The following is a 25,967-nucleotide window of genomic DNA, read 5'->3' on the forward strand; positions in this document are numbered from 1 at the left end:
GTCTGACCGGCTGTGCAGGAACACGCCGGTGAGGTAGACTTTCACAACTTTTCACAGGTTGAGTGAGCCTAATGATCCCCGCCGAGCGTCAACGCACCATTCTGTCCCTGCTGGATGAGCAGGAGATCCTTTCCATTGCCGAGCTGACCCAACAGCTTGGGGTGTCACACATGACCGTGCGTCGTGATATCGCCAAACTGGAAGAAAAGGGGGAGGTGTTCTCGGTCGCGGGGGGCGTCCAGCGGATGCAGGCGGTACGCGAGGAGTTGGGCCATCAGGTTAAGGCGACTCAGAATCTCGGCATCAAGCGGGCACTGGGGGAAGCGTGCCGGGATCGGGTCCCTCCCCGCGCCACCGTCTATCTGGATGCGGGAACCACCCTGCTGGAAGTGGCCAAGGTGCTGGCTGAGCGGGATGACCTGCTGATCGTCACCAACGACTTCTTTATCGCCGCGTATCTGGCGGATCACGGCAAGGGCCAGTTGTACCACACCGGCGGTCTGGTGGACCGGGATAACCACTCCTGTGTGGGGGATCTGGCGGCCCGTTTCCTGCGCAGCCTCAATATCGACCTGGCCTTTATCTCCGCCTCCTGTTGGAACCCTCGTGGCATCTCCTCACCGAGTCAGGACAAAGTGATGGTCAAGCGCGCCATTGCCGGTGTGGCGCGTCAGTCGATTCTGGTTTGCGACAGCAGTAAGTTTGGTCGCACCGGCACCTTTATGGCGATGGAGACCGGGGAGTTTGATGCCATCATCAGCGATCCGGAACTGCCCACGGCCTACCAGGAGCGACTGGAGGCCGAAGACGTTGAGTGGGTGGCGGTTCGCCCAGTCGGCTGACCGCATAGCGCCTGCAAATGTGCGGTTGTCGACGGACGGAAGCGGCGTCGAAGCGTATTATGGCCAGATTCGATTCCATTCCGGTGACGCTATGACTCCCGCCATTGATGCCGCTAAAAAGGCGAAAATCCCTCATCAAATCCATCAGTACCACCACGATCCTGCTGCCGAGTCCTACGGTCTGGAGGCGGCGCAGGCGCTTGGGCAGGCACCGGAGCGGGTGTTCAAAACCCTGCTGGCCGCCGATGAGGCGGGAAAACTCTATGTGGCGGTAGTGCCGGTGGTGGGGATGCTGGATCTGAAAGCGCTCGCCAAGGCGGTGAAAGCCAAAAAGCTGGTGATGGCAAACCCCGCACAAGCGGAGAAAGCCACCGGCTATGTGGTCGGCGGGATCAGCCCTCTGGGGCAAAAGAAGCGGCTGCCACTGGTATTGGATGACAGTGCGCAGCAGTTTGACACCATCTGTGTGTCCGGTGGCCGACGTGGCCTGGAGATTGAGCTGGCGCCGTCAGATCTGCTGAAACTGACCGGTGGTTCTCTGGCTCCGGTGGGACGCGCCTGATCCTTCCACACCGTTAACAACGCGGCTGGGGTAGCCAAACAGGTAGCCCTGCATCATCGCCACCCCCTTCTGGCGCAGGTAATCCGCCTGCGCCTGGGTTTCCACCCCCTCCAACACCAAGGGGATTCGTGCCTCTACCCCCATCTGAATGATCGCTTCGAGCATGGTGGCTTTCAGACCGCCGGTGCCGATGGACTGGGTGTAGATCTTGTCGACCTTAATCAGGTCAGGCCGGAATTGCCCCAGAAATCCGAGATCGTTGTGACCGGTACCGAAATCATCCAGCGCCAGTCGAAAGCCCTGATCCCGCAGTCGCAGCAGTGCCGAAACGGTTTGTTCACCCGCCAGAGGCTCGCGCTCGGTAATCTCAATCACGATCTGTGAGGGAGTCAGCCCCCGCTCTTTAAGCACCGGCACCAACCATTGCTCGATATCCTGCTGCACCAATTGGTCCAGAGTCAGGTTGAGGCTGAGGTACTGGCCAGGCTCCAACGCTGGCAGAGTTTGCCGCAACAGGTGCGTCGTAAGACCATTGAGACGCTGATGGCGCTCAAGCAGGGTGACAAAAAGATTAGGAGGCACCGAGCCTTCGGAAGGGTGGTCCCAGCGCGCAAGTTGTTCGTAGCCGGTCACCCGACCGCTGGCCGCGTCGACAATGGGCTGATAAACCGGATAGATCTCCCCGCGCTGGTAGCACAGCTCAATGTCGTTGAGGTAGAGCCCGTGCAGACTGCGCTTGCGTCGCCACCACATCGGCAGCGCAAAGCTCATAAACAGCCAGGGCAGGCCCAGCATCTTCAGCCAGCTCAGCATCGACTTCCCAATCTGTTTTCCGGGCAGAACCAGCTCAGCGCTGAGTGGCCCTTTATCATGAACGTATCGGTACTCCATGGGAGCATCGGATGGGATTCGACCAAAGCTGAGAATCGACTGCTTCTGGTAGTGCAGCTCGCCGTGGGCGGCGAATCGTTGCGGATCGGAAGGCAGCATGATGTCCATCAGGGTTTGACGGTTGGTGTTGCCCATCACGTAGTGTCCGGGGCGCAGTTCCACCAGATAGAGGAAGAGTTCGCCGGCCAGAGTGGTTTTGCTGGTCAGATAGAACCCGGGACGAATAGGGTGTTCCAGAGTGCGCTGATAGTCGTACGAGGTGATGTCGTTGTTGGTGGCGGCCCGACAGAAGCCGGTCTCATCACTGATGTAGACGTAGTCGTTGGTCAGACTGGAGTGCTGGGCCCGCACCAGCAGTTTGTCCAGCAGTTCGGCATCGCAACTGCTGAAGGATTCCGGCCAGCGATCCCGGGTGTTCACCATGCGCGTCAGCACGTAGTCGGCCCGATCCAGGGCAAAGTCCAGGTACTGACTGGTGCGATAGTTGATGTCCAGTGGGGCCAGCAATGCAAGACCGGCCAGGCCGAGCAGCATCAACAACAGCGCATCCCAGCTGCAGCGCAGGACTTCACTGCCAAAGGAACGAACTTTTAAAAAGCGCACGGAAACCAACCTGAACAAGGGCGACGGCGCAGTCTAAGAAGCGGGGAGAATCCGGGCAAGGGAAGAAGTCACACAGGCGGAAGTAAAAGCTTAAGGGGTGATCCGGTAGTCGTTTTTGCCTTTTTCAGACTTCACCTTTGTCCTGAACTGCGTTAGGGAAACTTTTACCAATCAATAACCTAAAGGAAGGCGGCCCGATGGCCGCCTTAACCCTGATCAGTAACTGTCCTGATGTACCGACTGAACCGAGCGCCCGGAGGGGTCGGTAATGGCACTGAGACTGCTGTCCCACGCCAGAGCTTCAGGGGTGGAGCAGGCGACAGACTTGCCGCCGGGCACACACTCCGCAGCACTCTCCAGCGGGAACTGCTCCGCAAACAGCTGACGATAAAGGTACGCTTCCTTGGTATCCGGGGTGTTGTGCGGGAAGCGGAAGTGGGCGTTTTCCAACTCCTGATCACTGACCTGTTGGCTGGCGAAGCTCTTCAACTGATCGATCCAGGAGTAACCCACTCCATCACCAAACTGCTCTTTCTGTCGCCACGCCACGGATTCCGGCAGGTAGTGAGCAAAGGCTTCCCGCAGGATCTGCTTCTCAATCCGCCCTTCGGTGATCAATTTGGCGTCAGGATTCAGCCTCATTGCAACGTCGATAAACTCTTTGTCGAGGAAGGGCACCCGGGCTTCGACTCCCCAGGCTGCCATCGCCTTATTGGCCCGGAGGCAGTCAAACAAGTGGAGTTTATCCAGTTTACGCACCGTCTCTTCATGGAACGCCTGAGCGTTCGGCGCCTTGTGGAAGTAGAGGTATCCGCCAAACAACTCGTCTGAGCCTTCGCCGGAGAGCACCATCTTGATCCCCATCGCCTTGATCATCCGGGCCATCAGGTACATCGGTGTGGCAGCGCGTATCGTGGTGACGTCATAGGTTTCCAGGTGATAGATCACGTCACGCAGGGCGTCGATCCCCTCCTGCACCGTAAAGTGGAGTTCGTGGTGAACGGTGCCCAGATGGTCTGCCACCTCGGCGGCGGCCTGGAGATCGGGGGCGCCCTCCAGTCCAATGGCAAAACTGTGCAACTGAGGCCACCAGGCGGGGCTGGTTTCATCCTCTTCAATCCGGCGGGCAGAGTACTTCTTGGCCAGGGCGGAAGTGATGGAGGAGTCGAGCCCGCCGGAGAGCAACACGCCGTAGGGGACGTCGCACATCAACTGGCGCTTCACTGCCGCCTCAAGGGCCTGGCGCAGTTCATCCCGGCTGGCGGGGTTTTCCGCCACGGCCGGATAATCCCGCCATTCGCGCTGGTAGTAGGGTGTCGCTTTGCCCCGCTCACTGTCGTAGTACTGGCCCGGCAGAAACTCCTCGACGCGGTTACACACCGGTACCAGGGCTTTCATCTCGGAGGCGTAGTAGCGATTGCCATGCTCATCGAAGCCCAGATAGAGCGGCACAATGCCGATATGGTCGCGGCCGACCAGGTACCGACCCCGGGCCTTATCCCAGAGGACAAAGGCGAAGATGCCGTTGAGTTTGTCGAGAAAGTCCACGCCGTACTTGTGGTAGAGGGCCAGGATCACTTCACAGTCGGAGCCGGTTTGAAACGCGTAGCCAACGCTGAGCTCTTCGCGCAGTTCCCGGTGGTTGTAGATTTCGCCATTGACTGCCAGCACCAGGTTGCCATCAGGGCTATAGAGCGGCTGGGCGCCATTATCGATATCCACAATAGCCAGGCGCTCATGGGCGAGAATGGCGTTGTCATCGGCGTAGATACCGGACCAGTCCGGGCCGCGGTGGCGCAAGGTTTTCGCCAGGCGCAGGGCATCCTGACGAAGGGCTTGTGGATCGGTTTTCAGATCCAGAATGGCAAAGATCCCACACATACGGGCTACTCCTTGACCTCGGAAAAATCGGGGGTGAAATAGGGTCGAAAGATCACCATGCCATGCCCCCAAAACCTTGCCAAGGTTGATAATGGTGAGCCATCAGTGGTGTTTATGGCGCCGGGTGAATCAGGTTATCTGCATGAGATAAAACCAAAAAAAACCGGCCGATTGGGCCGGTTTGGTGTATTGGCTGCGGATTACAGCGCGGGACGAAGCGAGTGGAACTCGCTGCCCGCCAGGAAACCGGGCCAGCGATCATCGTCGGCCAGGGTGTGGCCCGCTTTAAAGTAGACCTCGATGTCCTGCATGGCACCGCGCAGATCCCACTCCGGGCGGTAGGTGTCGCAATGGTTGTGGTAACAGCCCTTCATCATCTCCATGACGGCAGCGCGGCCAGCCGCGACTTCCTCATTGAGCGCCGTGCGACCGCCCCCCGCAAACAGTGCCGGTACCCCTTTCTGAGCAAAGCTGAAGTGATCAGAGCGGAAGTAGCCGCCAGCGCCCGGGTTGGATTCGCGGGACAGTTCGCGTCCCTGCGCCTTCAGAGCGGGCAGCAAGTACTGCTCCAGGCTGGACTGACCGAGACCCACCACGGTGAAATCCCGGGTTGGCCCGTAGATGTTGGTGCTGTCGGAGTTGAATACGCCAACGGTGCGGTCGAGGGGGAATACCGGGTTGGCGGCGTAGTAGCGACTGCCCAGCAGACCCTGTTCCTCGCCGGTCACAGCGAGGAAACTGACGCTGCGCTTGGTGGGGGGCGCGGCCACAAAAGCGCGGGCGATCTCCAGCATGCTGGCAAGCCCGGAAGCGTTATCCATGGCGCCGTTGTAGACCTGATCGCCCTGGCTGCCGATGTGGTCCCAGTGTGCGGTGTAGATTACCTGCTCTTCGGCGCGGCTGGTGCCGGGCAGGGTGGCCAATACGTTGTAGCTGGTGGCCCGCTCAATGGTCTGGGTCAGTGTGGCCTCAGCCTGTACCCCCAGTGTGCGATGCATCGGTCCCTTTACCGCCTCCGCCATCAGGCTGTCGAGGTTCAGACCGCTCTGGGCCAGAAGCCGTTTGGCGGCGTCTTTCTTAATCCAGCCCTCCACCAGAGGGTGGGGGTCACTCACATCCGCCAGTCCCAGTTGGGTACCGGTCCAGCTGTTTTGCACCACCAGCCAGGGATAGGAAGCGGGTTTGGTATCGTGAATGATCAGCGCGGCGGCTGCCCCCTGACGACCCGCCTCGGCAAACTTGTAATCCCAGCGGCCGTAGTAGGTCATGGTGTCGCCTTTGAACAGCGTCGGTTCCCCGGTGGCAAAGCCGGGGTCGTTCACCAGCATCACCACGGTCTTGCCGGTGACATCCAACCCCGCGTAGTCGTTCCAACCATACTCCGGTGCGTGGATACCGTAGCCCACAAACACCACGTCACTCTGGCTGATGGTGAGCTGGGGCTGGTCCGAAAAACTGTTCAGCACCATGTCATAGAGGTAGCGGTAGGTTTCGCCGTCCACCGTCAGGCTCGCCTTCTCGGTGGTGTGGCGCACCATGGGCACCGCCTGCAGATAGCTGTCGCCATTGCCCGGCTCAAGGCCCATCGCCTTAAACTGCCCCTCCAGGTAGGCCAGCGTCAGGGTTTCCCCCTCCGTGGTGGGCAGGCGGCCCTGGTAACGATCGGAAGCCAGCTCCTGAATGTCGGCTCGCACGCGAGCTTCGTCGTAGGCAAACGGTTCAGGTGAGGGGGATTGGCTGCAGGCTGAGACAGCCAGCAGCAAAGTGAGAGAGGCGGTGAGTCTTAACATCCTTGGGCTCGTTATTGTTATGTTGGTGTTTGGTAAGCGTTTAAGCATGCCTGAGCCAAAACGGGGGGTAAAGGAGGGAAGGGCAGGCAATGTTCGGCCTAAATTGTGTGCAACTGTTACTGCCCTGCTGCGGTCTAACTCTATTCGAGCAACCCGAAACCGATGAATAGCGCTGCTGAAGGAGGAGAGTGTGAGCCCGCAAGATCTTCTGGACTCGCCCCTGGTGATCGATGCCAAAGCGATGGATTGGCAACCCAGTCCGGCCTACGGTGTGGTGCGTAAGCGCCTGCGCCACAGTGGCCCGGAAGAATCCGGTATGGTCACTTCTCTGGTTCGCTATCGGCCCGGCTCCCATTTTGATCGGCACTACCACCCGGGTGGGGAGGAGATCCTGGTGCTGGAAGGGGTGTTTTCTGATGAGCATGGCGACTACCCGGCGGGCAGTTACCTCTTGAACCCGGATGGCAGCGGCCATCGTCCCTTCTCTGAGCCCGGCTGCCTGCTGCTGGTCAAGTTGCGTCAGTATGAGGGCACGGGCCGGGCCCAACTGGCGGTGGATACGGGCAAGATGGCGTGGCAGGCCCTGGATCGCCCCGGAGTGTTCCGCAAAGAGCTGTATCGTCAGGCGGGCTATCCCGAGCGGATAAGCCTGATCCAGATTCGACCCGGCACCAGCCTGGCGCCACTTTGTCACCCGAACGGCGCGGAGATCTATGTGTTGGAAGGGGCGGTAGAGGACGAAAAAGGGCGTTATGATGAAGGGTGTTTCCTGCAACTGCCACCCGGTTATCTGCATCACCCCCACAGTGAAAGCGGGTGCGTGCTCTATCTGAAACAGGGATAAAAAAGTCCGGAGTGTTAGCTCCGGACTTTTTTTGTCTGAGTGGGGCGCTTAAATCACGTTGATCTCAGCCGCACAGGGGAAGATGTGGTTGGGCCGGAACGGCTGTTTGTCCAGGTCTTCCATCTTGGAGACACCGGAGAGCACCATGATGGTTTCCAGGCCTGCCTGGAATCCGGCCAGGATGTCGGTTCTCAGGTTGTCCCCCACAATCACCGTATTGGTGGCATGGGCACCGAGATGGTTGAGCGCGGAGCGGATGATCCAGGCGCTGGGTTTGCCCACGTAAAAGGGCTTCTTGCCGGTGATCCGCTCAATCGGTGCACAGAGTGCGCCACAGGCGGGGCTGTGGGCGGGCCCATGGGTATCCGGGTTGGTGGCGATAAAGCGGGCCCCCTCGGCCACAAAGCGCGCTGCACGGTGGATCATGTCCCAGTTGTAGCTGCGGGTTTCCCCTACGATCACGAAGTCCGGGTTGATGTCGGTGATGGTAAAGCCCTGCTTGTAGAGTTCGTGGGTCAGTGCGCCCTCCCCAATCACGTAGGCTTTCTTACCATCCTGATGACGCAGGAAATCCGCGGTTGCCATGGCCGAGGTGTACACCTGCTCCTCGGTCACCTCAATGCCCGCCGCGTCCAGACGGTTCACCAGATCCTTCGCGGTTTGCGCGGGGTAATTGGTCAGCAGTACCAAAGGGTTGCCCTGTTCCCGCAGCCGGTGGATAAACTTGTCTGAGCCAGGGATCAGTTTGTTGTCGTGCAGCAGCACGCCATCGATATCGCAGATCACACTCTTCATGGGCATTCCTTTCAAGCACTTCAAAACATTGGGGAACTGACCTCCACCATAGCGCAACGGTGCTGCCAGGCAACCGCTTCATTATGGCTCTGTTGGTAGCAAGAGTATGACGAGGTGGTCATTTAAGACCACTGCGCGCCTGGCAGGACATTGCCGCAAGGCCAGTGTTGGTCGTAGATTGCCCCTGCCTGCCGGAAAAAAGGGAGCCGCCTGGCTCCCTTGAGGTTGTCCTCAGCGGGTTTAGGGCTGAGATTTGATGGTTCTTATGCGGAGCCAGAAAAGGCTAAACAAAAGGACAACAAGAAGGTGGACCTCAATGCTGCCGGAGGAGCGGGGGCCCATAGCCAGTTCGGTTGGGGCCAGGGCAACGAACTGCCCGTCGGAACCCGCGTCGGTTTGCGAGCTGTTCCAAACCACAAAGACCCGGTCCAGTGATGGCGTGAGCCGGAGTTGGGACTCGTAGTCGCTGCTGATCTCCTCGGTCAGAATGATAAAGGGCTCAAAAGATGCCCCTGCATCCAGGGAGCGAGTAACAAACAGGTCCAACTCTTTGCCTGAGCCAAGGTGCTCATAGGTGTTTTCCACCAGTCCTCCCGCCAGCACAAAGCCTGACGGGTTACTGCACTGAGTCGGATCCAGTGTGCTGGGGTCCTCCGGGTCGCCGGTGGGGCAGGCCACCGGGCTACTGCCGGGGGCTTTTACGATCCTCGGCTCCTTCACATCGATCTGCGCGACGGCGTTGTAGTCCGGGTGCCGGTTGACGTAATCCAGAATCAACGCGGAAGTCATATCCCTGGCCGGTTCCCAGGTATGGCCCCCATCCAGTGAGCGACGGATCCAGAAGTTGTAATGTTCCAGGTCGGTAGCCCTAGCCAGAACCAGATCTGGCGTATAGCTATAACCGAGAATCAGGGTATCGCCTCGGATATAGCCGCGGTGGGCTCGCGCATCCTCTATCGGGTTGAGGTCCGTATGGGCCGTGAGGTCGCCCCCCAGCGGGGTATCATGGCTCAGATTCAGCGCAGGAGTGTTGGCAAAAGCGCCCATCAGCGGCAGTGCAGTTTCATCGTCATCCCCCCGGATAAGGCAGCCCTCAACGACGCCGGGGCCGGGTACATTCAATGGCGGATGGAAACTGGCCAGATCCCCAAAATCGGTAGCCAGACGACCAACAATGTCGGAGGGGCCGCCTTCGTCGTACTCACCCTGTTTCCAGAAAATAAACAGCTTGGTGCCGGAGTCGCCAGCTGTGGATTGGGTAAGGAACCGAACCCGCCTACCATTCTGCAGCGGGTCACTGAGGATGCATCCAACGCGCTCCGGCAACAGAGCATTGGGTGGCAGGCCGGGTGCATCGCAGGATTGCGCGGTTCCGTTAAGTTCACTCAGACAGGCGTCGGCAACGCTGCTAGGCGGCTGATGAAAGGCAAAGCTGTGATAACGGACATACTTGCCCTCATCGACCCCTTCGCTGCCCTTGGTTTCCTCATAGGCCACAACCACGGTGCCGCCGACCAGCGCCATATTGGCCCTGGATGCGCCTTCGGTACCGGACTCTACGGGATTGCCGTCATTGCGCTTGTCCTCCATCTTGGTCCAGTTATTGGTGATTCGGACCGGAGGTGTAAAGGGCTTACCCTGACCAAAGTCACTGTCGGACAGCTTGCCGCCCTCGGGATAGCTGGTGCGGATATGGCTGTACCAGATATCAGTGCCATGGGACACAATGGCGCCGGAAGCACCATGTCCCGGCCCTTCGGCTTGGCCCAGCAGCAGTCCGGCGGGATCCTCTTGCCAGGACAGCACCCAGGCTTTGCCGTTACCGCGATTGACGTCCTGCTTGGCGTCCCGGCTGCCGTCGGTCAGTCGCTGTGCCGGCATCCAGCTGGTACCGCCGTTGATGGAGCGGACGGTATAGAGGCAGCTGTAGGGGATTTCCCGCATCTCTCGCTCAACATAGCTGACCGCTCCCTGGTTGCCCCCGTCACAGTACTTGTCCACCCAACTCACCACAATCATGGTTCCGGAGTTGAAGATGTTGGGTTTATCAGAGTCGCCGTAGAAGGGCTGCACGCTGCTGTCCTCCCCTTGCCAAAGCGTTGAAAGAGAGCTGTGGGCCGCAGTGCGGGATAGGTTTACCGTCTCTGACCAGGTCAGGCCGTTGTCATCGGAGTAACGGGCGTAGATGTCACGGGCGGGACGTTCTCTATCCGCCTTAACGTCATAGACCCGATGGCCTTCGGGATACTCTTCGCTCGCCCAGGCGTCGGAGAAGACGGTCACCAGACGCCCATCCGTTGGGCCACCGTTGGTGAGCCTGACAAGCTTGGTTTTCGAGGTGTCATTAAGGTTGGCAGGTTGTTCTCCGGCTCCGTCTGACAAAACGATGGGGGCCCCTACCGGAGCAAGCACCGTTTGTGCAGAAGCGAAGCCAGCAGCGACAACCATCGTACAAAGCAGCGAACCATAGGTAATGGCCTTATTCATGATGCTCTCCTTGTCGCTTTACTTCCACGCTTGAGTTAAGCAGAGAGCTTCACCATTCACTCGAATGAAATTGATTCGAATCAATGTTTTACGAGCTAGTGTTCGGCTGGGGCGAATGCTCGGGTCGGCGCCATACTGTCCTATGCTCCGGCGTCGGGGTGAAAAGGCGTGCGGCAAAAGCAAATAAGGCGCCCTGAGGCGCCTTATCACGATGACCGATTACTGGGTGACGCTCACATCAAAGTGACGGACGTCGTCGTAGTCCCAGTGTTCTGACAGGATGCCGTCGCTGTTACGCACGGTCACCACAAAGTTAAAGGTGTCGATGGCATCGTCCTGCACCAGGGTGTACGTCGTCTGGCAGGCGCCCCAGTCGCTGATCAGGCCACTGTCGGCACCCGGACCAAAGTTGCCATGGCGCTCGAACTTGCAGCTCACTTCATCGCCGTTGGGGTTGTTGATCACCGGCTCCAGCACCAGCGTCTGGCCCACCCGGCCCATCAGGTCTTTGCTGTCGGCGCCGTTGATCAGCAGGGATTGCAGCGTGGCCGGCTGCTTGTCGGTATCCAGTTTCAGCCAGATCTCGGCGGTTTCCTCGTTGGTGCCACTGCCGCTCCAGGTGGCGTACTGCACCTTGTAGATGTAACGGGGGGTCGCCAGCGTGCCGTCAAACAGGATCTCATCGCTCTCTGACGTCACGTTGTCGTGGTTAATGCCCATGTAGGAGAAGTAGCTCTGGCGGTCAGCGGTGCCCTCCACCTCGACCCGCAGCCACAGTTGGGCGTCCACCGCTACCGGCGTCTCCGGCTGAACCAGGAAGTAGGGGGGCTGGTCGACGTTTTCGAACACTTCGTCACCCACCATCACACGGGCGATGGTCAGCGGCTGGGTTTCCACATAGTCGGCCATCGGCATGGTGAAGTAGGCGCGGCCATCCACCATCCCGTCAAAGCCCATAAAACCATCGTCGTTGAAGTAGAAGAACTGGATCCCTTTGGCTTCGCTTTGGGCATCGGCTTCCGTGATTTGGTAGGTCATCTCAAAGCGACCATTGTTGCCCGGCACCAGCTGCGGCGATTCGAAGTCGGGCAGGTTATACGTCTGCACCGGCCGGTTATTGGGGTCTTCCACCACAATGGCAAGGGTGACGTTGTCACCGATGGAATAGCGGTGCTCAGGCCAGGCATTCGCCTCCTGAGTCAGGGTCTCCTGAACTGCGCCATCCACCTCAATCCGGGTGATGATGGGGTCCTGGTGCATACGGAAGGCACCGATGGAATCGTTAAATTCGTCCAAGGTGATCTGGGTGCGGGTCCAGATCCGGGAATTATCGATGGCCACGGCGTCCGCTTCCAGGCGGTAGTCGCCGGTGGGGATGCGTTCGAACTCAAAACGGCCATTGTCGTCGGTGACGGCTTCAAACTCACCGTACTTGCCGGTCAGCTTAACCGGGACACCGGAGAGCAGCACGCCACCGGTATCGGTAAAGGAGAAGTCCGGCTGGCCATCGCCATCGATGTCGATCAGCCGGTCGGCCACCATATCGCCGTCCACGTCGATATTGAGGTCGGCTTTATAGTCGAAGTTGAGGTCGATATTGACGTCGGCTTTGGTATCGCAGTTGGTGTCGACATTGAGGTGGATACCCTCGTTGTCGGTCAGCAGGTTGATGTTGGCCCAGCCGTCATTATCCAAATCGATGTTGTAGTACAGGTTGCCGTCGTCGTCAGTCAGGTTCAGATCCGGCTTGAGGTCGCCGTCGGTGTCCAGGTTCCAGCGGGCTCTGGGCACTTCGTCGTTGTAGCGGTCGCCACAAACATGCCAGGTGGCAAGATCAGCCTCGCCCTGCTCGCCTTGTGCCAGCAGGTCAGCAAAATTATAGGGACGGCTGATGCGGGCCATCGCCGCCTGATCAAACAGGTACTTATCGGCCTGCAGGGTACCCTGCAGGGGCAGGCCGGAATCCTGGCCTTCATCGGAGCTGCCGCCGCCACAACCGACCAGCAGCAGGGACAACGCAATCATGGAGAAAGAGTGACGAATCATCGGGGAGTCATTCAATTACGGCCAGCAGGGAGCGACATGTGCGGAACCGTCCCGGTTAGGCAACGTGCTGTCGGACTGCAATGGCATGGGGGAGATCAACCGTCCGTGGTGAGATAGAGTGCTGATGAGGCAGCAAAAAAGTGGCGGAAGATTAGGGCAACTTAGGGTTAAGGTCACCGTCGAATGCGGGGGACAGACGCGCTTTGTGATCCCGATCACCGGTGACGGTAGTGTATGTCCGGGGAGAATCCGCAGGCATAAAAAAGGGAGCCCGTAGGCTCCCTTTATTGATGCACGCAGTTGCCTTACTCGTCAGAGGCGTAACCGGCGGTGGGAAGCGCTTCGCCGTCGAACAGGGCTTTGTCGCCTTCCATCGTCAGACGGCCCTGAGCAAACCACTTCACCACCAGCGGGTAGATGCGGTGCTCCTGGGTGTGAACCCGCTCGGCCAGCTCCTCGGCGTCGTCGTCTTCAAACACCGGCACCTTGGCTTGCAGAATCACCGGGCCACCGTCCAGCTCCGGAGTGACGAAGTGGACAGAGCAACCATGCTCCTCATCCCCGGCCTCCAGTGCGCGCTGATGGGTGTTCAGCCCGGTGTACTTGGGCAGCAGGGAGGGGTGGATGTTCAGCATCCGGCCCGCAAAGCGGTTTACGAAACCGTCGGACAGGATCCGCATAAAGCCAGCCAGTACCACCAGGTCCACGTTCAGCTGGCTCAGTTCGGCTTCCAGGCGGCTGTCATACGCTTCGCGTGACTCGCCAGCCTGAGGGGCGACCACCAGGCCAGGGACGCCGGCTTGTTCGGCTCGGGTGAGGCCATAAACGTCGGCCTTGTTGCTCACCACGGCCACCACCTCACCGTTGATGTCGCCCGCTTGGCAGGCATCAAGGATGGCTTGGAGGTTACTGCCGTTGCCGGAGATCAGCACGGCGATGCGGATTGCGTTCATCGGGTTTCCTTAGTTGATTTCCACCTGGCCTTCGTCGTCCTGGCGGTCAGCAATCTGACCGATGATCCAGGCCTGCTCACCTTCGGCGTTGAGCAGGGAGACGGCAGCCTCGGCCTGTGCGGCGGGCAGGGCGATAACCAGGCCCACACCGCAGTTGAAAGTGCGATACATCTCGTGCTCGGCGATGTTGCCGGTTTCCTGCAGCCAGTGGAACACCGCCGGCCACTCCCAGCTGTTGCCGTCGATAACGGCCTTGGCGTTGTCAGGCAGCACACGGGGGATGTTTTCCCAGAACCCGCCACCGGTGATGTGGGAGATGGCGTGGACATCGTGCGCCTTCAGCAGCTTGAGCACGGACTTTACGTAAATCTTGGTGGGCGCCATCAGGGCGTCGATCAGCGGCTGACCGGCCACCTCAACCTCGGCAGGGTTGTCGATGCGCTCCAGAACTTTGCGGATCAGGCTGTAACCGTTGGAGTGCGGACCGGAGGAGGCGAGGGCGATCAGGGTATCGCCAGCGGCCACCTTGGTGCCGTCCAGCACTTCATCTTCTTCTACCACGCCCACACAGAAGCCCGCCATATCGTAGTCAGCGCCTTCGTACATGCCGGGCATTTCGGCGGTTTCACCGCCAATCAGGGCACAGCCTGCCAGTTCACAGCCATCGGCGATGCCGGTCACCACGGAGGTGGCCACGTTCACATCGAGCTTGCCGGTGGCGTAGTAATCCAGGAAGAACAGCGGTTCTGCACCCTGAACGATCAGGTCGTTGACACACATCGCCACCAGGTCGATGCCCACGGTGTCGTGGCGCTGATGGTCGATGGCCAGGCGCAGCTTGGTGCCTACACCGTCTGTGCCAGAAACCAGCAGGGGCTTCTTGTAGCCTTGAGGCAGACGGCACAAGGCACCGAAACCGCCCAGACCGCCCATGACTTCAGGGCGTCGGGTGCGTTTCACCGCGGATTTGATGTTCTCTACCAGGGCATTGCCTGCGTCAATATCAACGCCGGCGTCTTTGTAGCTCAAAGAGTCTTGGGGTGTAGTCACAGAGGTGGCCTCAACTAAGAGTGTTCTATTTATAAGACGTAGGGTGTTTTTTATGGCGCGCATTCTACCAGTTGCGCGGGGGATCCCCAAGCTTCAGGCCCATTGGTTCAGTGATTCGCCATCCAAAGTCCTGGATCACATTCCTGAACAGTGAAGCGCAGCAACATCTTCCTCAAAGACAGCAGTTCACGCTAAAATTCCGCTAATTTGTCTGGCGAAACCTGGAGATGACGATGAAGGTCACCGAAGTCAAGCACCCCCTTATTCAACACAAACTGGGCCTGATGCGTGAGGCAGAGATCAGCACCAAGCGCTTCCGCGAGCTGGCCAGTGAAGTGGCGGCTCTGCTGACCTATGAAGCCACTGCCGACTTCGAAATGGAAAACGTCACCATCGAAGGTTGGAACGGTCCTATCCAGGTCAACAAGATCAAGGGCAAAAAAGTGACCGTGGTGCCGATCCTGCGCGCCGGTCTGGGCATGATGGATGGCGTTCTGGAGCACATCCCCTCTGCCAAGGTCTCCGTAGTGGGCATCTACCGTGATGAAGAGACCCTGGAGCCGGTGCCGTACTTCGAGAAGCTGGTATCCAACATCGATGAGCGTATCGCCATGGTGGTTGACCCGATGCTGGCGACCGGTGGCTCCATGATCGCCACCCTGGACCTGCTGAAGAAACGCGGCTGCAAGCACATCAAAGTGCTGGTGCTGGTTGCTGCGCCGGAAGGGATCAAAGCGCTGGAAGCCGCTCACCCGGACATTGAACTGTACACCGCGTCCGTGGATGAGTGCCTGAACGAGAAGGGCTACATCCTTCCGGGCCTCGGCGATGCCGGCGATAAGATTTTCGGAACGAAATAATACCAGACGAGCGGCGCCGGGAACGGCGCCCTTTTTTTGCGATAAAAACATGGAGTCACTCATGCAAGCTCACTCTTCCGCCTCCACGGCAGCAGCTCAGGCGGCCCCGGTTCAGGCCACCTGGCGTCAGGTGCTGGCGGGCAGCCAGATGCTGTTCGTTGCCTTCGGAGCCTTGGTACTGGTGCCGCTGCTGACCGGTCTGAACGTCAGCGTGGCACTGTTCACCGCCGGTATCGGTACCCTGATTTTCCAGGTGGTCACCAAGCGTCAGGTGCCGGTTTTCCTGGCTTCCTCTTTCGCCTTTATTGCGCCCATCTCATACGGCGTGGCGCAGTGGGGCATTGCCGACACCATGGGCGGCCTGATGGTGGCTGGCGTGGTCTACATCGTGCTGTCCCAGGTGGCGCGTGTGGGTGGTGTGGAAGCGATCAACCGGGTACTGCCTCCGGTTGTGGTTGGGCCGGTGATCATGGTGATCGGTCTCTCTCTGGCTCCGGTGGCGGTTTCCATGGCGCTGGGTTACCAGGGTGACAACCAGGTTGTGCCGACCAGCACTGCGCTGGCCATTGCACTGCCGACCCTGCTGACGGCGCTGCTGGTTGCCATCTGTGGCCGCGGCATGCTGCGCCTGCTGCCGATCCTGTGTGCCATTGTGGTGGGTTACACCCTCTCTCTGGTGTTCGGCATTGTGGATTTCACTCCGGTACGGGATGCGGCCTGGCTGGCGCTGCCGGACTTCACCGCGCCGAGCTTCAACTGGCAGGCGATCCTGTTCCTGCTGCCTGTGGCCATCGCTCCGGCGGTGGAGCACATCGGCGATATGGTCTCCATCTCCAGCGTGACCGGCAAAAACTACATCAAGAAACCGGGTCTGCACCGCACTCTGCTGGGTGACGGCCTGGCCACCACGGCTGCTGCTGCTCTGGGCGGTCCGCCGAACACCACTTACTCTGAAGTGACCGGTGCGGTGATGCTGACCAAGAACTACGACCCGAAAGTGATGACCTGGGCGGCAGTTTCTGCCATCACCCTGGCGCTGATCGGCAAATTCGGCGCGTTCCTGATGACCGTTCCCACCGTGGTAATGGGCGGCATTATGATCCTGCTGTTCGGTTCCATCGCAGCAGTTGGTATGAACACCCTGGTGAAACACCAGGTGGACATGAGCGACTCCCGCAACCTGGTGATCGTTGCGGTCACTCTGGTGTTTGGTATCGGTGGTATGGCCTTCCCGTTCGGCGATTTCGTGCTGGAAGGGATCGCTCTGTGTGCCATCACTGCCATCCTGCTGAACCTGATCCTGCCGAAGTCCAGGTAAGCGAACGGTGATGCAGCCAAAGGGGAAGCCTCAGGGCTTCCCCTTTTTGTTGCTGCCATAAGCTGTTAACGCGCTTGTGATGACGCAAGAGTGGCTCCGGCTATGGTAGACTTTCGCTCAGACTCAGCTACGAGAACATTGACCGTGCGATTGATACTTTCCCTGCTGCTGTGCCTGCCCATGACCCTGATGGCGGCACAGGTCGAGGACCTTTACCGTGGTGAGGTGCCGGTGGCATCCCGCAGCAATGCTGATCAGCAAGCGGCCATTCGCGATGCGCTCGCCCAGGTGCTGGTTCGGGTAACCGGTGATGCGACCGTCGCAACCCGTCCCGAGGCTCAGTCTCTGCTGCGTCAGGCAAAGAATGTGTTACTGAGCTACGGCTATCAGAGCGGCACTCCGCTGCGCCTTGAGGTCAGCTTTGATGGCCAGCGCATCAATCAGCAGTTGCAGGCAGCCCAGTTGCCCATCTGGGGCGCACAACGCCCTCAGACGCTGATCTGGCTGGCGATGGATGACCCCCAGGATGGCCGACTGCTGCTCAGCGATACCACGACCCAAACCAAAGCCCTTGAGCAGGACGCGGCGCGGCGAGGCCTGCCGCTCATGCTGCCGTTGCTGGACCTTGAAGACACCATGGCGGTCAGCATCAACGATGTCTGGGGCAACTTTGTCGGCCCTATCGCCACCGCCAGCACGCGCTACAGTCCTGACTTCTTCCTCAGTGGCCGTGTCACTCAGCAGGGGGATAACTGGGGCTACCATATGAGCCTGTATGCCCCCAAACGGGAGTCGGAATATGGACTGCACCGGGCGTTGGTGCGTCGGGAAGGTCAGGCTGGCACCCAGCAGGAGGCGATCTCCGCCATGATGGCGGATCTTGCCGCCTACTACGCCAGTCGCTACGCGGCGGTAGCGGGGGAAGGTGGCGGTGAAACCCAGCTGATCTTCGAGATTGATGGTGATATCAAGCAACTGGTTGCGCTGGAGCGCTATCTGCGCAGCCTGGCGCCGGTACAGGACCTGACGATTCACAGTGTCATGGGGCGCACCATCACCTTTGAGGTTGAGCTGATCGGCGGCATGAATGAGCTGGATCAGCTGCTCTCTCTGGAGTCCCGTGTCCAGTTGGTGGGCGCGGACGATGGTTTTGAACAAGATCTCAGCGATCAACCCCGCTATCGCTGGGAGGATCGCTGATCCCTGACCGGGCCGTGGTAAACTGGCCCGGTTCGTTTAACTGGAGTTTCCCTGTCTAGTGACATCCCGTGCCCCGACTCAGCTGTCATTGCCTGTTCATCTGCCGGATGATGAGACCTTTCGCAGTTACTACCCTGCGGGCAATCAGCAACTGATCGATTCACTGCGCCAGGCGGCCGCCGGCGAAGGGGAAACCGTGACCTACCTGTGGGGCAGTGCCAAGTCTGGCCGTACCCACTTGCTCCATGCTACCTGTGTGTACGCCAGCGAGTTGGGTCGACCCACCTTTTACCTCCCCCTTGGGATCCACGCGTCCATGTCCCCCGCCATTCTGGATGGGTTGGAGGATCTGGCGCTGGTTTGTCTCGATGATATCGATGAGGTGTGTCGCCATCCCATCTGGGAGGAGGCGCTGTTCAACCTCTATAACCGGGTTCGGGAGAAGGGCACCTGCCGCCTGGTAGTGTCGGCGCGGGCACCGGCCAATCAGGCGGGATTCCTGCTGCCGGACCTGGTCTCCCGGCTTAACTGGGGGATCCACTACCAGCTTCACCCCCTCTCAGATGACGCCAAGCTCGCGGCGCTGCAGCGTCGGGCTAAGATGCGCGGCCTGGAACTGGAGGAGGAGGTTGGACGCTTCCTGCTGACCCGACTTGCCCGGGATCTTCGTACCCTGTTTGAAGTGCTGGATCGTCTCGATAAAGCCTCCATGGTGGCGCAGCGCCGCCTGACCATCCCCTTCGTCAAAGAGATCCTGCATCTCTGAGCGGCCTGGCTACTCCACTGTTACCTGAAGCAGATAGTGCTTGTTGGAGGGGGTGGGGGTTTCCCAGGCCCGTCCGTAGGTCAGTTTCAGGGTAACCACCCCTTTTCGACCCGCAACAAAGTGCAACTCCTGGCGCCCAGGCGCCCCCGCCAGTTCGGCGCCCTCTCCCGGCACAAAGCGGGGTTCCCCCTCCATGGCGAGAACCGGCTCGGTTGGCTCAGCCTGATACCAGCCAAATCCAGTGCTTGGGTTTGATTCCAGACTGACTACCAGCGTCTGGCCCGTCGTCATCACCAGGCTTCGCCCCTCCTGGTCCTCATTAACCTGTAAGGTGTTAGTCTGGCCGCAGGCGCACAGCACCATGCCCAGCACCAGTAACGTGGCTCGTCTCAGCATGATTTACTCCATTCATTGGGTTGGCCTCATTATAGAGCCTTGCGCGCAGACCATCACTGCGACTAATACTAAGGCAACACCCTGTAATTTCAGGACGATGATGAACCCTTACCGAAGCGGCATCAGACATTCCATTGCCCTCTGTTCTCTCCTTGTTCTGGCACTGGCTTTGGGGGGCTGCGTCCAGTTGCCGGAGCGGGAGCCTGCACCATCAAGCTGGACCATCCGGCATGGGGATACCGCACTGTCCAAGGTCGTCGCCAGGGACGTGGCAATTCACCCCACCGAGAGTGGTGCACTGCTGCTGAATGATCCGATGGACGCGTTTGTGGCCCGTTTCGGCATGGTGGAAGCGGCGCAACAAAGTTTGGACCTCCAGTACTACATCTGGCACGACGATCTGACCGGGCGAGCGCTTCAGGCCCGACTTCTGTCGGCGGCAGACAGAGGAGTGCGGGTGCGTATTCTGCTGGATGATCTGGATACGGCGGGCAAATCGGACGTGCTGTTCGGGCTGGACGCTCACCCCAATATCGAGATTCGGCTCTTTAACCCCTTTGCTAAACGTGACCAGCGGGTATCGGGCTTTTTGACCGACTTCAGCCGGGTCAATCGTCGGATGCACAACAAGACATTCACCGTGGATAACGCACTGACGATCCTCGGCGGGCGAAACATTGGAGACGAATACTTCAACGCCACCGAGGAGGTGGTATTTGGCGACCTGGACGTGATGTGTCAGGGACCGGTGGTTGAGGAGGTTTCCATCCAGTTTGACCTCTACTGGAACAGTCCCTGGGCCTACCCTCTGGCCCGCTTTGGCGAGGGGCGCTCCCCTGATGCGGATCTAGAGGCGTACCGTGCTTTGGCAGAGCGTCAATTTGAGGAAGCCCGGGCCAGCCAGTATGCCAAGGCCCTTGCGGCGGCAACCGACCGGTTGCGCACCCTGGAGGGGGACGACTTCTCATGGGGACCCGCCAAGTTGATCTATGACGACCCTGCCAAAGTGGCGGGGCTGAGCCTATCCAGCGACACGCACCTTGCGCCAGAGTTGCTAAAGGCGATGGCGCAGGTGGAGCGGGATTTAATGATCGTTTCCCCCTATTTTGTTCCTGGAGAGCGGTTGACCCGTTATCTGGTTTCCATGGTGGAGCGGGGCATTCGGGTGCGTATCATCACCAACTCGCTGGCGGCCAACGACGTGCCGGTGGTGCATGCCGGTTATATGCGATACCGGGAAGCATTGGTGGCTGGCGGCGTGGAACTCTATGAGTACAAAGCCCCGTTGGAGGAGCCGAAGAAGGAGGACAGTGCGCCATTCTGGAAAGGGGCATCCCAAGGCAGCCTGCACGCCAAGAGCCTGGTGTTAGAGGAGCAGGTGCTGTTTGTAGGCTCCTTCAATGTGGATGCTCGCTCGGTTTCGCTCAATACGGAAATCGGTGTGCTCATATACAGCCCCGCCTATGCCGAGCACTTCTCCGATGAGGTGGATCGAGTGATTCTGAACCTGGCCTATCAGGTGATACTGGAGGAGGGGGAATTGGTGTGGGTGACACGGCATAACGGCGATCTGGTCCGTTTTGATACCGAGCCGGATACCAGTTGGTGGACCCGCTTCAGTACCGGATTTCTTCGCTATGTGGTGCCGGAGAAACTGCTCTGATACTTAGCGCCATCGGGGTCCCTTCACCCAGGCAACCAGGCTGTACCGCACCCCCCGTTCAATTGGGGTAACCCTGTGCATGACGAAACTCGGAAAGGCAACGACCGTGCCTTGCTCTCTGGGCGCCGCTTTATTCTTGTTGGTGTAGAAAAATTGCAGTTCGCCGCCGTCATAATCCCGCGGTGAGGAAAGTTGCACAGAGAGGCTGATTTTTCGCCCGGCGGTCTTTTGGCCGTTGTCCATATGCCAGGTGTAGAACCCCTCGTCGTCCTGATGGTAGCGGGCCACCTGTAGACGCCCTTCGAATCGCTCGATATCAAAACCAAAGTGCTTGGTGTTCAACTGCTGAGCCAGCCTCCAAAGTCGCCGGTAGGCCCAGTCAAACTTTTCCCTGTCCAGCCAGTGCACTTTGGAGCGCCGAATGCTGGTGTCATCGATTTTGCCCGCGATGGTGCCATCCATCAGGTCTTCGTTGGCCGCCGCAATGATGTTGGCCATCTCGGTTAAACTGAAGCAGGGGGGATGAACCACGTGGCGGTCAAACCCTTCAATGGGATCGGTCATAGTGGCTCCAGGCTGGGGCAGGTAACTGAACTGTAGTTCAAAACCCGGACTGAATATGGCGAGAAGGCTCTGGGGCGCAGCGACAGGAAAAGGTGGGCTTTTCTGGTTACCGAAGGTGGCTTGAAAGCCCCAAAAAAACGGGGCCCGAAGGCCCCGTCAGGGATTATTGAAGGGTTGGCAGGCTATGGGGGTGCCGTGGTCCGTCGTGCCAGCGGCCCTGTGTTGCTGAGGGGGTTGCCAGACCATCAAGCGGTGCCAGGGCTGGCGCGATAACAGGGGTTCCCAACTCGATGTTATCGAACCAGTTCTCACCCGGGCGCATCGGAATGGGCGTATCCAGAGAATCCACCAGGCCAGACACCTCCGGCAGCAGCGCGTTAAGCACCAATGTCAGACGGTTCGCCAGCTTCGGCTCGCCAATGCGGCCGCGCTGGCCCCAATCCACGATAAGATCCAGCGCGGGCACTTCGGAGCGGGGCGTGGTTACGGCCACATCCCGTAGGATGCCAAAGCGGTGCTGCATCATCGCTTCTTCAAACAGCATCGCCAGGTCTTCCCGCTCGGTGGAGTAGGCGTAGAAGTCACTGGCGCGGTCAGGCTCAAAGAACCCGGTAACGTCCGTAGGGGTGTAGTTGCGCTCCGTGAGGGTCGGCTCTTCACCCTGGAAGGCGACACCGGCCAGTCCGAACATCTCCTCGCTGCCCAGGGGGTAGCTGCTGGTCAGGCTGTCCGACACAATGCCGTCAGCACTGCGCTCGAGGTAGGCTTCCCATAAAGTGGGAGCACTGAGACCGGGTTGGGTGGAGCGGGGGAAGAAGTCATTGGCATGAGCCAACTCGTGGTAGAGCAGACTGGAGAGGTCCGGCTCAAACGCCTGCATCGGGCGATCCACACGGGCCCACTGCGGATAGTAGAGGCTGGCGTACTCATTGTTCCTGGTGTAGCGCCACGGGATCAGGAACTGCAGTGCGGAACCAAAGCCGCTGCGGTAATCCGGGGCCTCGTTGATGGTGTCCCGCTGCCAGGGCGTCATCCACAGATCTTCAGGGTCCAGGTAGATGGCGCCGGTCACCACCCAGTAGAAGGAGGGGCGGACATCGTAGCTGATCACAACGGCGGTTACGGCGCTGAGCAGGTGACGGAAGTCGGTATTGCCATTCTGCTCCTGCTGGCGCAGGAAGGCTTCAAACTGCTCCCCCATCCAGGGGTGGGATACCAGCACGCGGTCCAGCACCTGATCCAGTGAGGGGGTACCACCCGCTTCTGTACCGATAAGCGGCAGAGCCGAAAGGGCACAGGGGTCGACCAACTGGGTATCGTAGACACAGCGCTCCAGGGCATCTGCCCATTGACTGTCTGAGCGATAGGTTTGCACCCGGGCGAAACCGGGCTTATTCAACCCTTCGCCAACCAGCGCCATCAGCGACCCTTCCGGTACCGTCGGTTCGGCTGTCACCAGAACCCAGACGGTGTCTTCGGCCGGAGCGCCCTCAAGGGTACCGGTCGCTTTAAAGGTCAGCAGAGTGTCGGAAGTAACACTGGGGGCAGTGAACAGCAGTAACTCAGGCTCTTCGTTAACCCAGTTGGAGACCGCTGGGCCGCTGACCTGTTGCCACTGAATATTCTCCGGCTCGTACCAGACGGTCTGGCCGGTACCGGGATCGGTTATGGGGAGGGACTGCACCCGAAGACTGACCCGGTTGCCTTCGGTGACCATATGGTCGCGAGAGACATTAAACCCGTCATCGGTGCCGGTGGGAGTAAACTGGACCAGTTGAGCCAGGCTCGCTCCGGAGGCATCCGTCAGCGTGACTTCAAAGCCATAGTTGCCACTTTCCGGTATCTCAAAGGCGGCGATGGGGGAGCGTGGATTGGCGATGTCGACAGTCGGCCCGGTAACCTGACGCCAATGGTAGCGGTAGTGGATGCTGTTGCCGGTTTCCGGTTCGGCGTAAAGAGAAATCGATTGGCCCACGCCGATCTGGTTCGGTGAGTCAGAGAGGGTAATTGCCACACCGTCCGGGAGCGGGGTCGGTCCCCCCGAGTCATCACCGCCTCCACCACACGCGGTAAGGGAGAGGGTCAAGACGGGTACCAACATCCATCTGGTCATACTGCGACTCCTGTCGTTCCTGACCCTCGCGACGATTCGCTCAGGTCTTGTTTTGTTGTTTCTTCAATCCCAACCCCAGCTCGCGTCCGCGGTGGCGGGCGTAATAGGTGCTGGCCAACAGCCACATCATCAGCGCCACAATCACGCATGAAGCAATGCCTCGCTCATCGGCGCTTACCCACCAGCTGGTGGCGCCCCAGAGCAGATACAGACTGGCGATAAAGCCAGACCAGGCATGTGTATATGGCCGCCCCTTGAGCAAACCTGCGGCAGGCAGCAGAAGCGGGATCAACAGGCTTACTCTGAAACCTAGGCTGTAGGGGCTGTCTGCGTCAATCACCAACACCCAGAAAGGGATAAGCACCAGACTGCTCACGTAGCTTATTCGGGCCAACAGCAGCCAGCGTGCGGTACCGGACGCCATGTCACTCATGGCAGGATCTCCAGAACCGCTTCCGGCGGGCGACCCAGTGCCGCTTTGTCACCCGCAATCACTACCGGACGCTCAATCAGCTTTGGCGTGGCCACCATGGCCGCCACCAGTGCCGCGTCGTCAGCGTCGGCCAGGTTCTGCGCCTTGTATTCTTCCTCTTTGGTTCGCATCAGCTGTCGTGGAGTGAGGCCCAGCTTGGCCAGTACGTTGGTAATGGCTTCGGCACTCGGGGGCGTCTCGAGGTATTTCACCACATCAGGGGCAATGCCCCGCTCCTCCAGCAGAGCGAGGGTTTGGCGGCTTTTGGAACAGCGGGGGTTGTGCCAGATGATCACAGGGGAGGTGCTCATTGGGAAGGTCCTATTGTCGTTGTCGTTTTACAGGTTACGCATCTGCTGCTCCGCCTCGCGCAACTGCTTGATGCGAGCGTCGATGCGGGCTAACTGCAGCGGGTTTTCCCGGCTTTGCCGGTAGGCGTGTTGAAGCTGGTCGATGGCACGGGGGTAGTCTGCCCGAAGCGCCAGAATCTCTGCCTGAACCATATGCCGCTCTGCGCTCATGCCTAATGCTTTGTAGGTTTGAGCGAGGAGGTCATAAACCACCATGTTGTCCTTGGAGAGGATCAAGTGGCGCTCCAGGATACCCCGGGCCTTTTCCGGTTGCTTGGCGGTCAGGTAGGCGTTGGCCAGGTTGAGATCGATCACGGCGTTGTTGGGGCGGGTTTTACGCGCATGTTCCAACAGGGTAATCGCGTCGCCGGTGCGCCCGGTGGCCAGCAGAATGTCGGTTTGGGTGTCCAGGTAGAACAGGTTCTTATCGTCCTGCTTCAGCAGTTCACTGACCAGCGCCTCGGCCTCTTTGTACTCCTCCATACGGAAGTGAGTCAGCGCCAGGCCGTACTGAGCGGCTTCCTTAAAGACATAGGTCTCCCGGGAGAGTTGGCGCTGGTACTGGTGCAGCAGGTGATCGGCGCTGTAGGCGGAGAAACGCACTTCGGCTCGCGCTTTAGCCAGCTGGAACATCAGGTTGTCCGGGACATTTCGATGCGGATACTGCGAGGCGCGTGCTCGAGTGTCGGCAATGCGGGATTCCGGCAGAGGGTGCGTCATCAGCATCGCTGGCGGCTTGCTGGCAAAGCGATACTGGGCGGCCAGCTTGCCAAAGAAACTGGGGGAGGCGTAGGGGTCAAAACCCGCCGCCACCATGGTTTGCATGCCGATGCGGTCCGCTTCCAGTTCGTTGGAGCGGGTGTAGTTGATCTGGCCCTGGGCGTTGATCGCCAGCGTGGTCTGCAAAGCGGCAATACCCGCCTCCGGCACCGCCATGGCCAGCAGGATGGAGCCCAATACGCCAGCCAGAGTCGCGGGGCCGGTGCGCTGTTGCGCCTCAATGGAGCGAGCCAGGTGGCGTTGAGTCACGTGGGCAACTTCGTGAGAGAGTACTGAGGCCAGTTCACTCTCGCTGTCGGCGTAGTGGAACAGAGCAGTATGCACACCAACGTGACCACCGAAAAACGCGAAGGCGTTGATGTCCTTGTTGTTGATCAGGAAGAAGGTGAACGGGGTTTTGACGTTATTGGCGTGCGCGACGATGCGATGTCCGACATCATTAAGATATTCGGTCATTACCGGGTCATACACGATGGGGAGTTGGCTGCGCATCACGCGCATGTAGGCATCGCCAATCTCGTTTTCTTTGTCGATAGTCAGGGCGCCGGAAGCCACGGTGCCCAGTTCCGGCAACTCATTGGCGGCTCGGGCTACCGAGAGGCTCAGCCCCATGGCCGCAAGAAACAGCAGGGGAGCGGCTAAACGGGGGATCACTCTTTTCACGTTCGTCAGTCAGGTCCTGTCAGTTTGCCTAGTGTACCGTCAAAAAATTCAGAACGGCTAGGCGTTTGTGGTTTTGGG

At 59.4% G+C, this 25,967-nt stretch carries 22 protein-coding genes; 8 read left to right on the forward strand and 14 right to left on the reverse strand.

The features are described from left to right. Positions 1–71 precede the first annotated feature (71 nt). Together KUV52_RS09830 and ybaK are read left to right on the forward strand one after the other, a co-directional pair. Positions 72–842, forward strand: coding sequence for a DeoR/GlpR family DNA-binding transcription regulator (locus tag KUV52_RS09830; RefSeq protein WP_222526821.1), 771 nt, complete (start codon positions 72–74; stop codon positions 840–842). A gap of 91 nt (positions 843–933) precedes the next feature. After that, a complete protein-coding gene (ybaK, locus tag KUV52_RS09835) occupies positions 934–1,404 on the forward strand; it encodes a Cys-tRNA(Pro) deacylase (protein ID WP_222525766.1) in 471 nt (156 codons plus the stop codon). Here the strand turns inward: ybaK and KUV52_RS19025 are convergent. The 3 genes from KUV52_RS19025 to KUV52_RS09850 form a co-directional block, all read right to left on the reverse strand. Next, positions 1,351–2,898: an EAL domain-containing protein gene (locus KUV52_RS19025; RefSeq protein ID WP_222525767.1), complete on the reverse strand. Its 1,548-nt coding sequence runs from the start codon at positions 2,896–2,898 to the stop codon at positions 1,351–1,353. The genes ybaK and KUV52_RS19025 overlap by 54 nt on opposite strands. A gap of 216 nt (positions 2,899–3,114) precedes the next feature. Continuing rightward, positions 3,115–4,779: an asparagine synthase B gene (gene asnB / locus KUV52_RS09845; protein ID WP_222525768.1), complete on the reverse strand. Its 1,665-nt coding sequence runs from the start codon at positions 4,777–4,779 to the stop codon at positions 3,115–3,117. 200 nt (positions 4,780–4,979) lie between these two features. Then, the gene (locus KUV52_RS09850; RefSeq protein ID WP_222525769.1) at positions 4,980–6,569 is read right to left on the reverse strand and encodes a M28 family metallopeptidase; all 1,590 of its coding nucleotides are present in this window, start codon (positions 6,567–6,569) and stop codon (positions 4,980–4,982) included. A 190-nt stretch (positions 6,570–6,759) separates the two neighbouring features. On the opposite strand from KUV52_RS09850, the gene KUV52_RS09855 reads away from it, so the two are divergent. Next, positions 6,760–7,413 (forward strand): cupin domain-containing protein, encoded by a 654-nt coding sequence (locus KUV52_RS09855; RefSeq protein ID WP_222525770.1) that lies wholly within the window; start codon positions 6,760–6,762, stop codon positions 7,411–7,413. A gap of 48 nt (positions 7,414–7,461) precedes the next feature. Here KUV52_RS09855 and KUV52_RS09860 read toward each other — a convergent pair whose 3' ends face one another. From KUV52_RS09860 to purM, 5 genes are all read right to left on the reverse strand, one after another. Then, positions 7,462–8,208, reverse strand: a complete 747-nt coding sequence (locus KUV52_RS09860) for an HAD-IIA family hydrolase (RefSeq protein ID WP_315900159.1) — start codon at positions 8,206–8,208, stop codon at positions 7,462–7,464. Between the two features lie 240 nt (positions 8,209–8,448). Continuing rightward, entirely contained in the window at positions 8,449–10,695 is a 2,247-nt protein-coding gene (locus KUV52_RS09865; RefSeq protein WP_222525772.1) for a choice-of-anchor O protein, read from the reverse strand. Between the two features lie 219 nt (positions 10,696–10,914). Next, positions 10,915–12,741 carry a carboxypeptidase-like regulatory domain-containing protein gene (locus KUV52_RS09870; RefSeq protein ID WP_222525773.1) on the reverse strand — a complete coding sequence of 609 codons (1,827 nt, stop codon included), beginning with the start codon at positions 12,739–12,741 and terminating at the stop codon, positions 10,915–10,917. Positions 12,742–13,046: 305 nt separating this feature from the next. Further along, positions 13,047–13,694, reverse strand: coding sequence for a phosphoribosylglycinamide formyltransferase (purN, locus tag KUV52_RS09875; protein WP_222525774.1), 648 nt, complete (start codon positions 13,692–13,694; stop codon positions 13,047–13,049). A gap of 9 nt (positions 13,695–13,703) precedes the next feature. Further along, positions 13,704–14,744, reverse strand: a complete 1,041-nt coding sequence (gene purM, locus KUV52_RS09880) for a phosphoribosylformylglycinamidine cyclo-ligase (protein ID WP_222525775.1) — start codon at positions 14,742–14,744, stop codon at positions 13,704–13,706. A 233-nt stretch (positions 14,745–14,977) separates the two neighbouring features. Here purM and upp point away from each other — a divergent pair, with 233 nt between their 5' ends. From upp to hda, 4 genes are all read left to right on the forward strand, one after another. Further along, positions 14,978–15,604, forward strand: coding sequence for a uracil phosphoribosyltransferase (gene upp / locus KUV52_RS09885; protein ID WP_222525776.1), 627 nt, complete (start codon positions 14,978–14,980; stop codon positions 15,602–15,604). Positions 15,605–15,665: 61 nt separating this feature from the next. Then, positions 15,666–16,922: a uracil-xanthine permease family protein gene (locus tag KUV52_RS09890; protein ID WP_222525777.1), complete on the forward strand. Its 1,257-nt coding sequence runs from the start codon at positions 15,666–15,668 to the stop codon at positions 16,920–16,922. Between the two features lie 144 nt (positions 16,923–17,066). Next, positions 17,067–18,122 (forward strand): DUF2066 domain-containing protein, encoded by a 1,056-nt coding sequence (locus KUV52_RS09895; RefSeq protein WP_222525778.1) that lies wholly within the window; start codon positions 17,067–17,069, stop codon positions 18,120–18,122. A gap of 58 nt (positions 18,123–18,180) precedes the next feature. Then, positions 18,181–18,888: a DnaA inactivator Hda gene (hda, locus tag KUV52_RS09900; protein WP_222525779.1), complete on the forward strand. Its 708-nt coding sequence runs from the start codon at positions 18,181–18,183 to the stop codon at positions 18,886–18,888. 9 nt (positions 18,889–18,897) lie between these two features. Here the strand turns inward: hda and KUV52_RS09905 are convergent, their stop codons facing one another. Then, positions 18,898–19,284, reverse strand: coding sequence for a protease inhibitor I42 family protein (locus tag KUV52_RS09905; RefSeq protein ID WP_222525780.1), 387 nt, complete (start codon positions 19,282–19,284; stop codon positions 18,898–18,900). A gap of 100 nt (positions 19,285–19,384) precedes the next feature. Here KUV52_RS09905 and KUV52_RS09910 point away from each other — a divergent pair, with 100 nt between their 5' ends. Next, a complete protein-coding gene (locus KUV52_RS09910) occupies positions 19,385–20,947 on the forward strand; it encodes a phospholipase D family protein (protein ID WP_222525781.1) in 1,563 nt (520 codons plus the stop codon). A gap of 3 nt (positions 20,948–20,950) precedes the next feature. On the opposite strand, the gene KUV52_RS09915 is transcribed toward KUV52_RS09910, so the two are convergent. From KUV52_RS09915 to KUV52_RS09935, 5 genes are all read right to left on the reverse strand, one after another. Further along, entirely contained in the window at positions 20,951–21,511 is a 561-nt protein-coding gene (locus KUV52_RS09915) for a 2OG-Fe(II) oxygenase (protein ID WP_222525782.1), read from the reverse strand. A 163-nt stretch (positions 21,512–21,674) separates the two neighbouring features. Then, positions 21,675–23,624: a hypothetical protein gene (locus KUV52_RS09920; RefSeq protein ID WP_222525783.1), complete on the reverse strand. Its 1,950-nt coding sequence runs from the start codon at positions 23,622–23,624 to the stop codon at positions 21,675–21,677. A 40-nt stretch (positions 23,625–23,664) separates the two neighbouring features. Continuing rightward, positions 23,665–24,057: a DUF2069 domain-containing protein gene (locus KUV52_RS09925; protein ID WP_222525784.1), complete on the reverse strand. Its 393-nt coding sequence runs from the start codon at positions 24,055–24,057 to the stop codon at positions 23,665–23,667. Further along, a complete protein-coding gene (gene arsC / locus KUV52_RS09930; RefSeq protein WP_222525785.1) occupies positions 24,054–24,407 on the reverse strand; it encodes an arsenate reductase (glutaredoxin) in 354 nt (117 codons plus the stop codon). The genes KUV52_RS09925 and arsC overlap by 4 nt, the downstream gene beginning before the upstream one ends. Positions 24,408–24,434: 27 nt before the next feature. Beyond that, positions 24,435–25,838, reverse strand: coding sequence for a M48 family metalloprotease (locus KUV52_RS09935; protein WP_261390022.1), 1,404 nt, complete (start codon positions 25,836–25,838; stop codon positions 24,435–24,437). Positions 25,839–25,967: the final 129 nt, after the last annotated feature.

Source organism: Ferrimonas balearica, from assembly GCF_019802055.1.
GTDB lineage: Bacteria > Pseudomonadota > Gammaproteobacteria > Enterobacterales > Shewanellaceae > Ferrimonas > Ferrimonas balearica_A.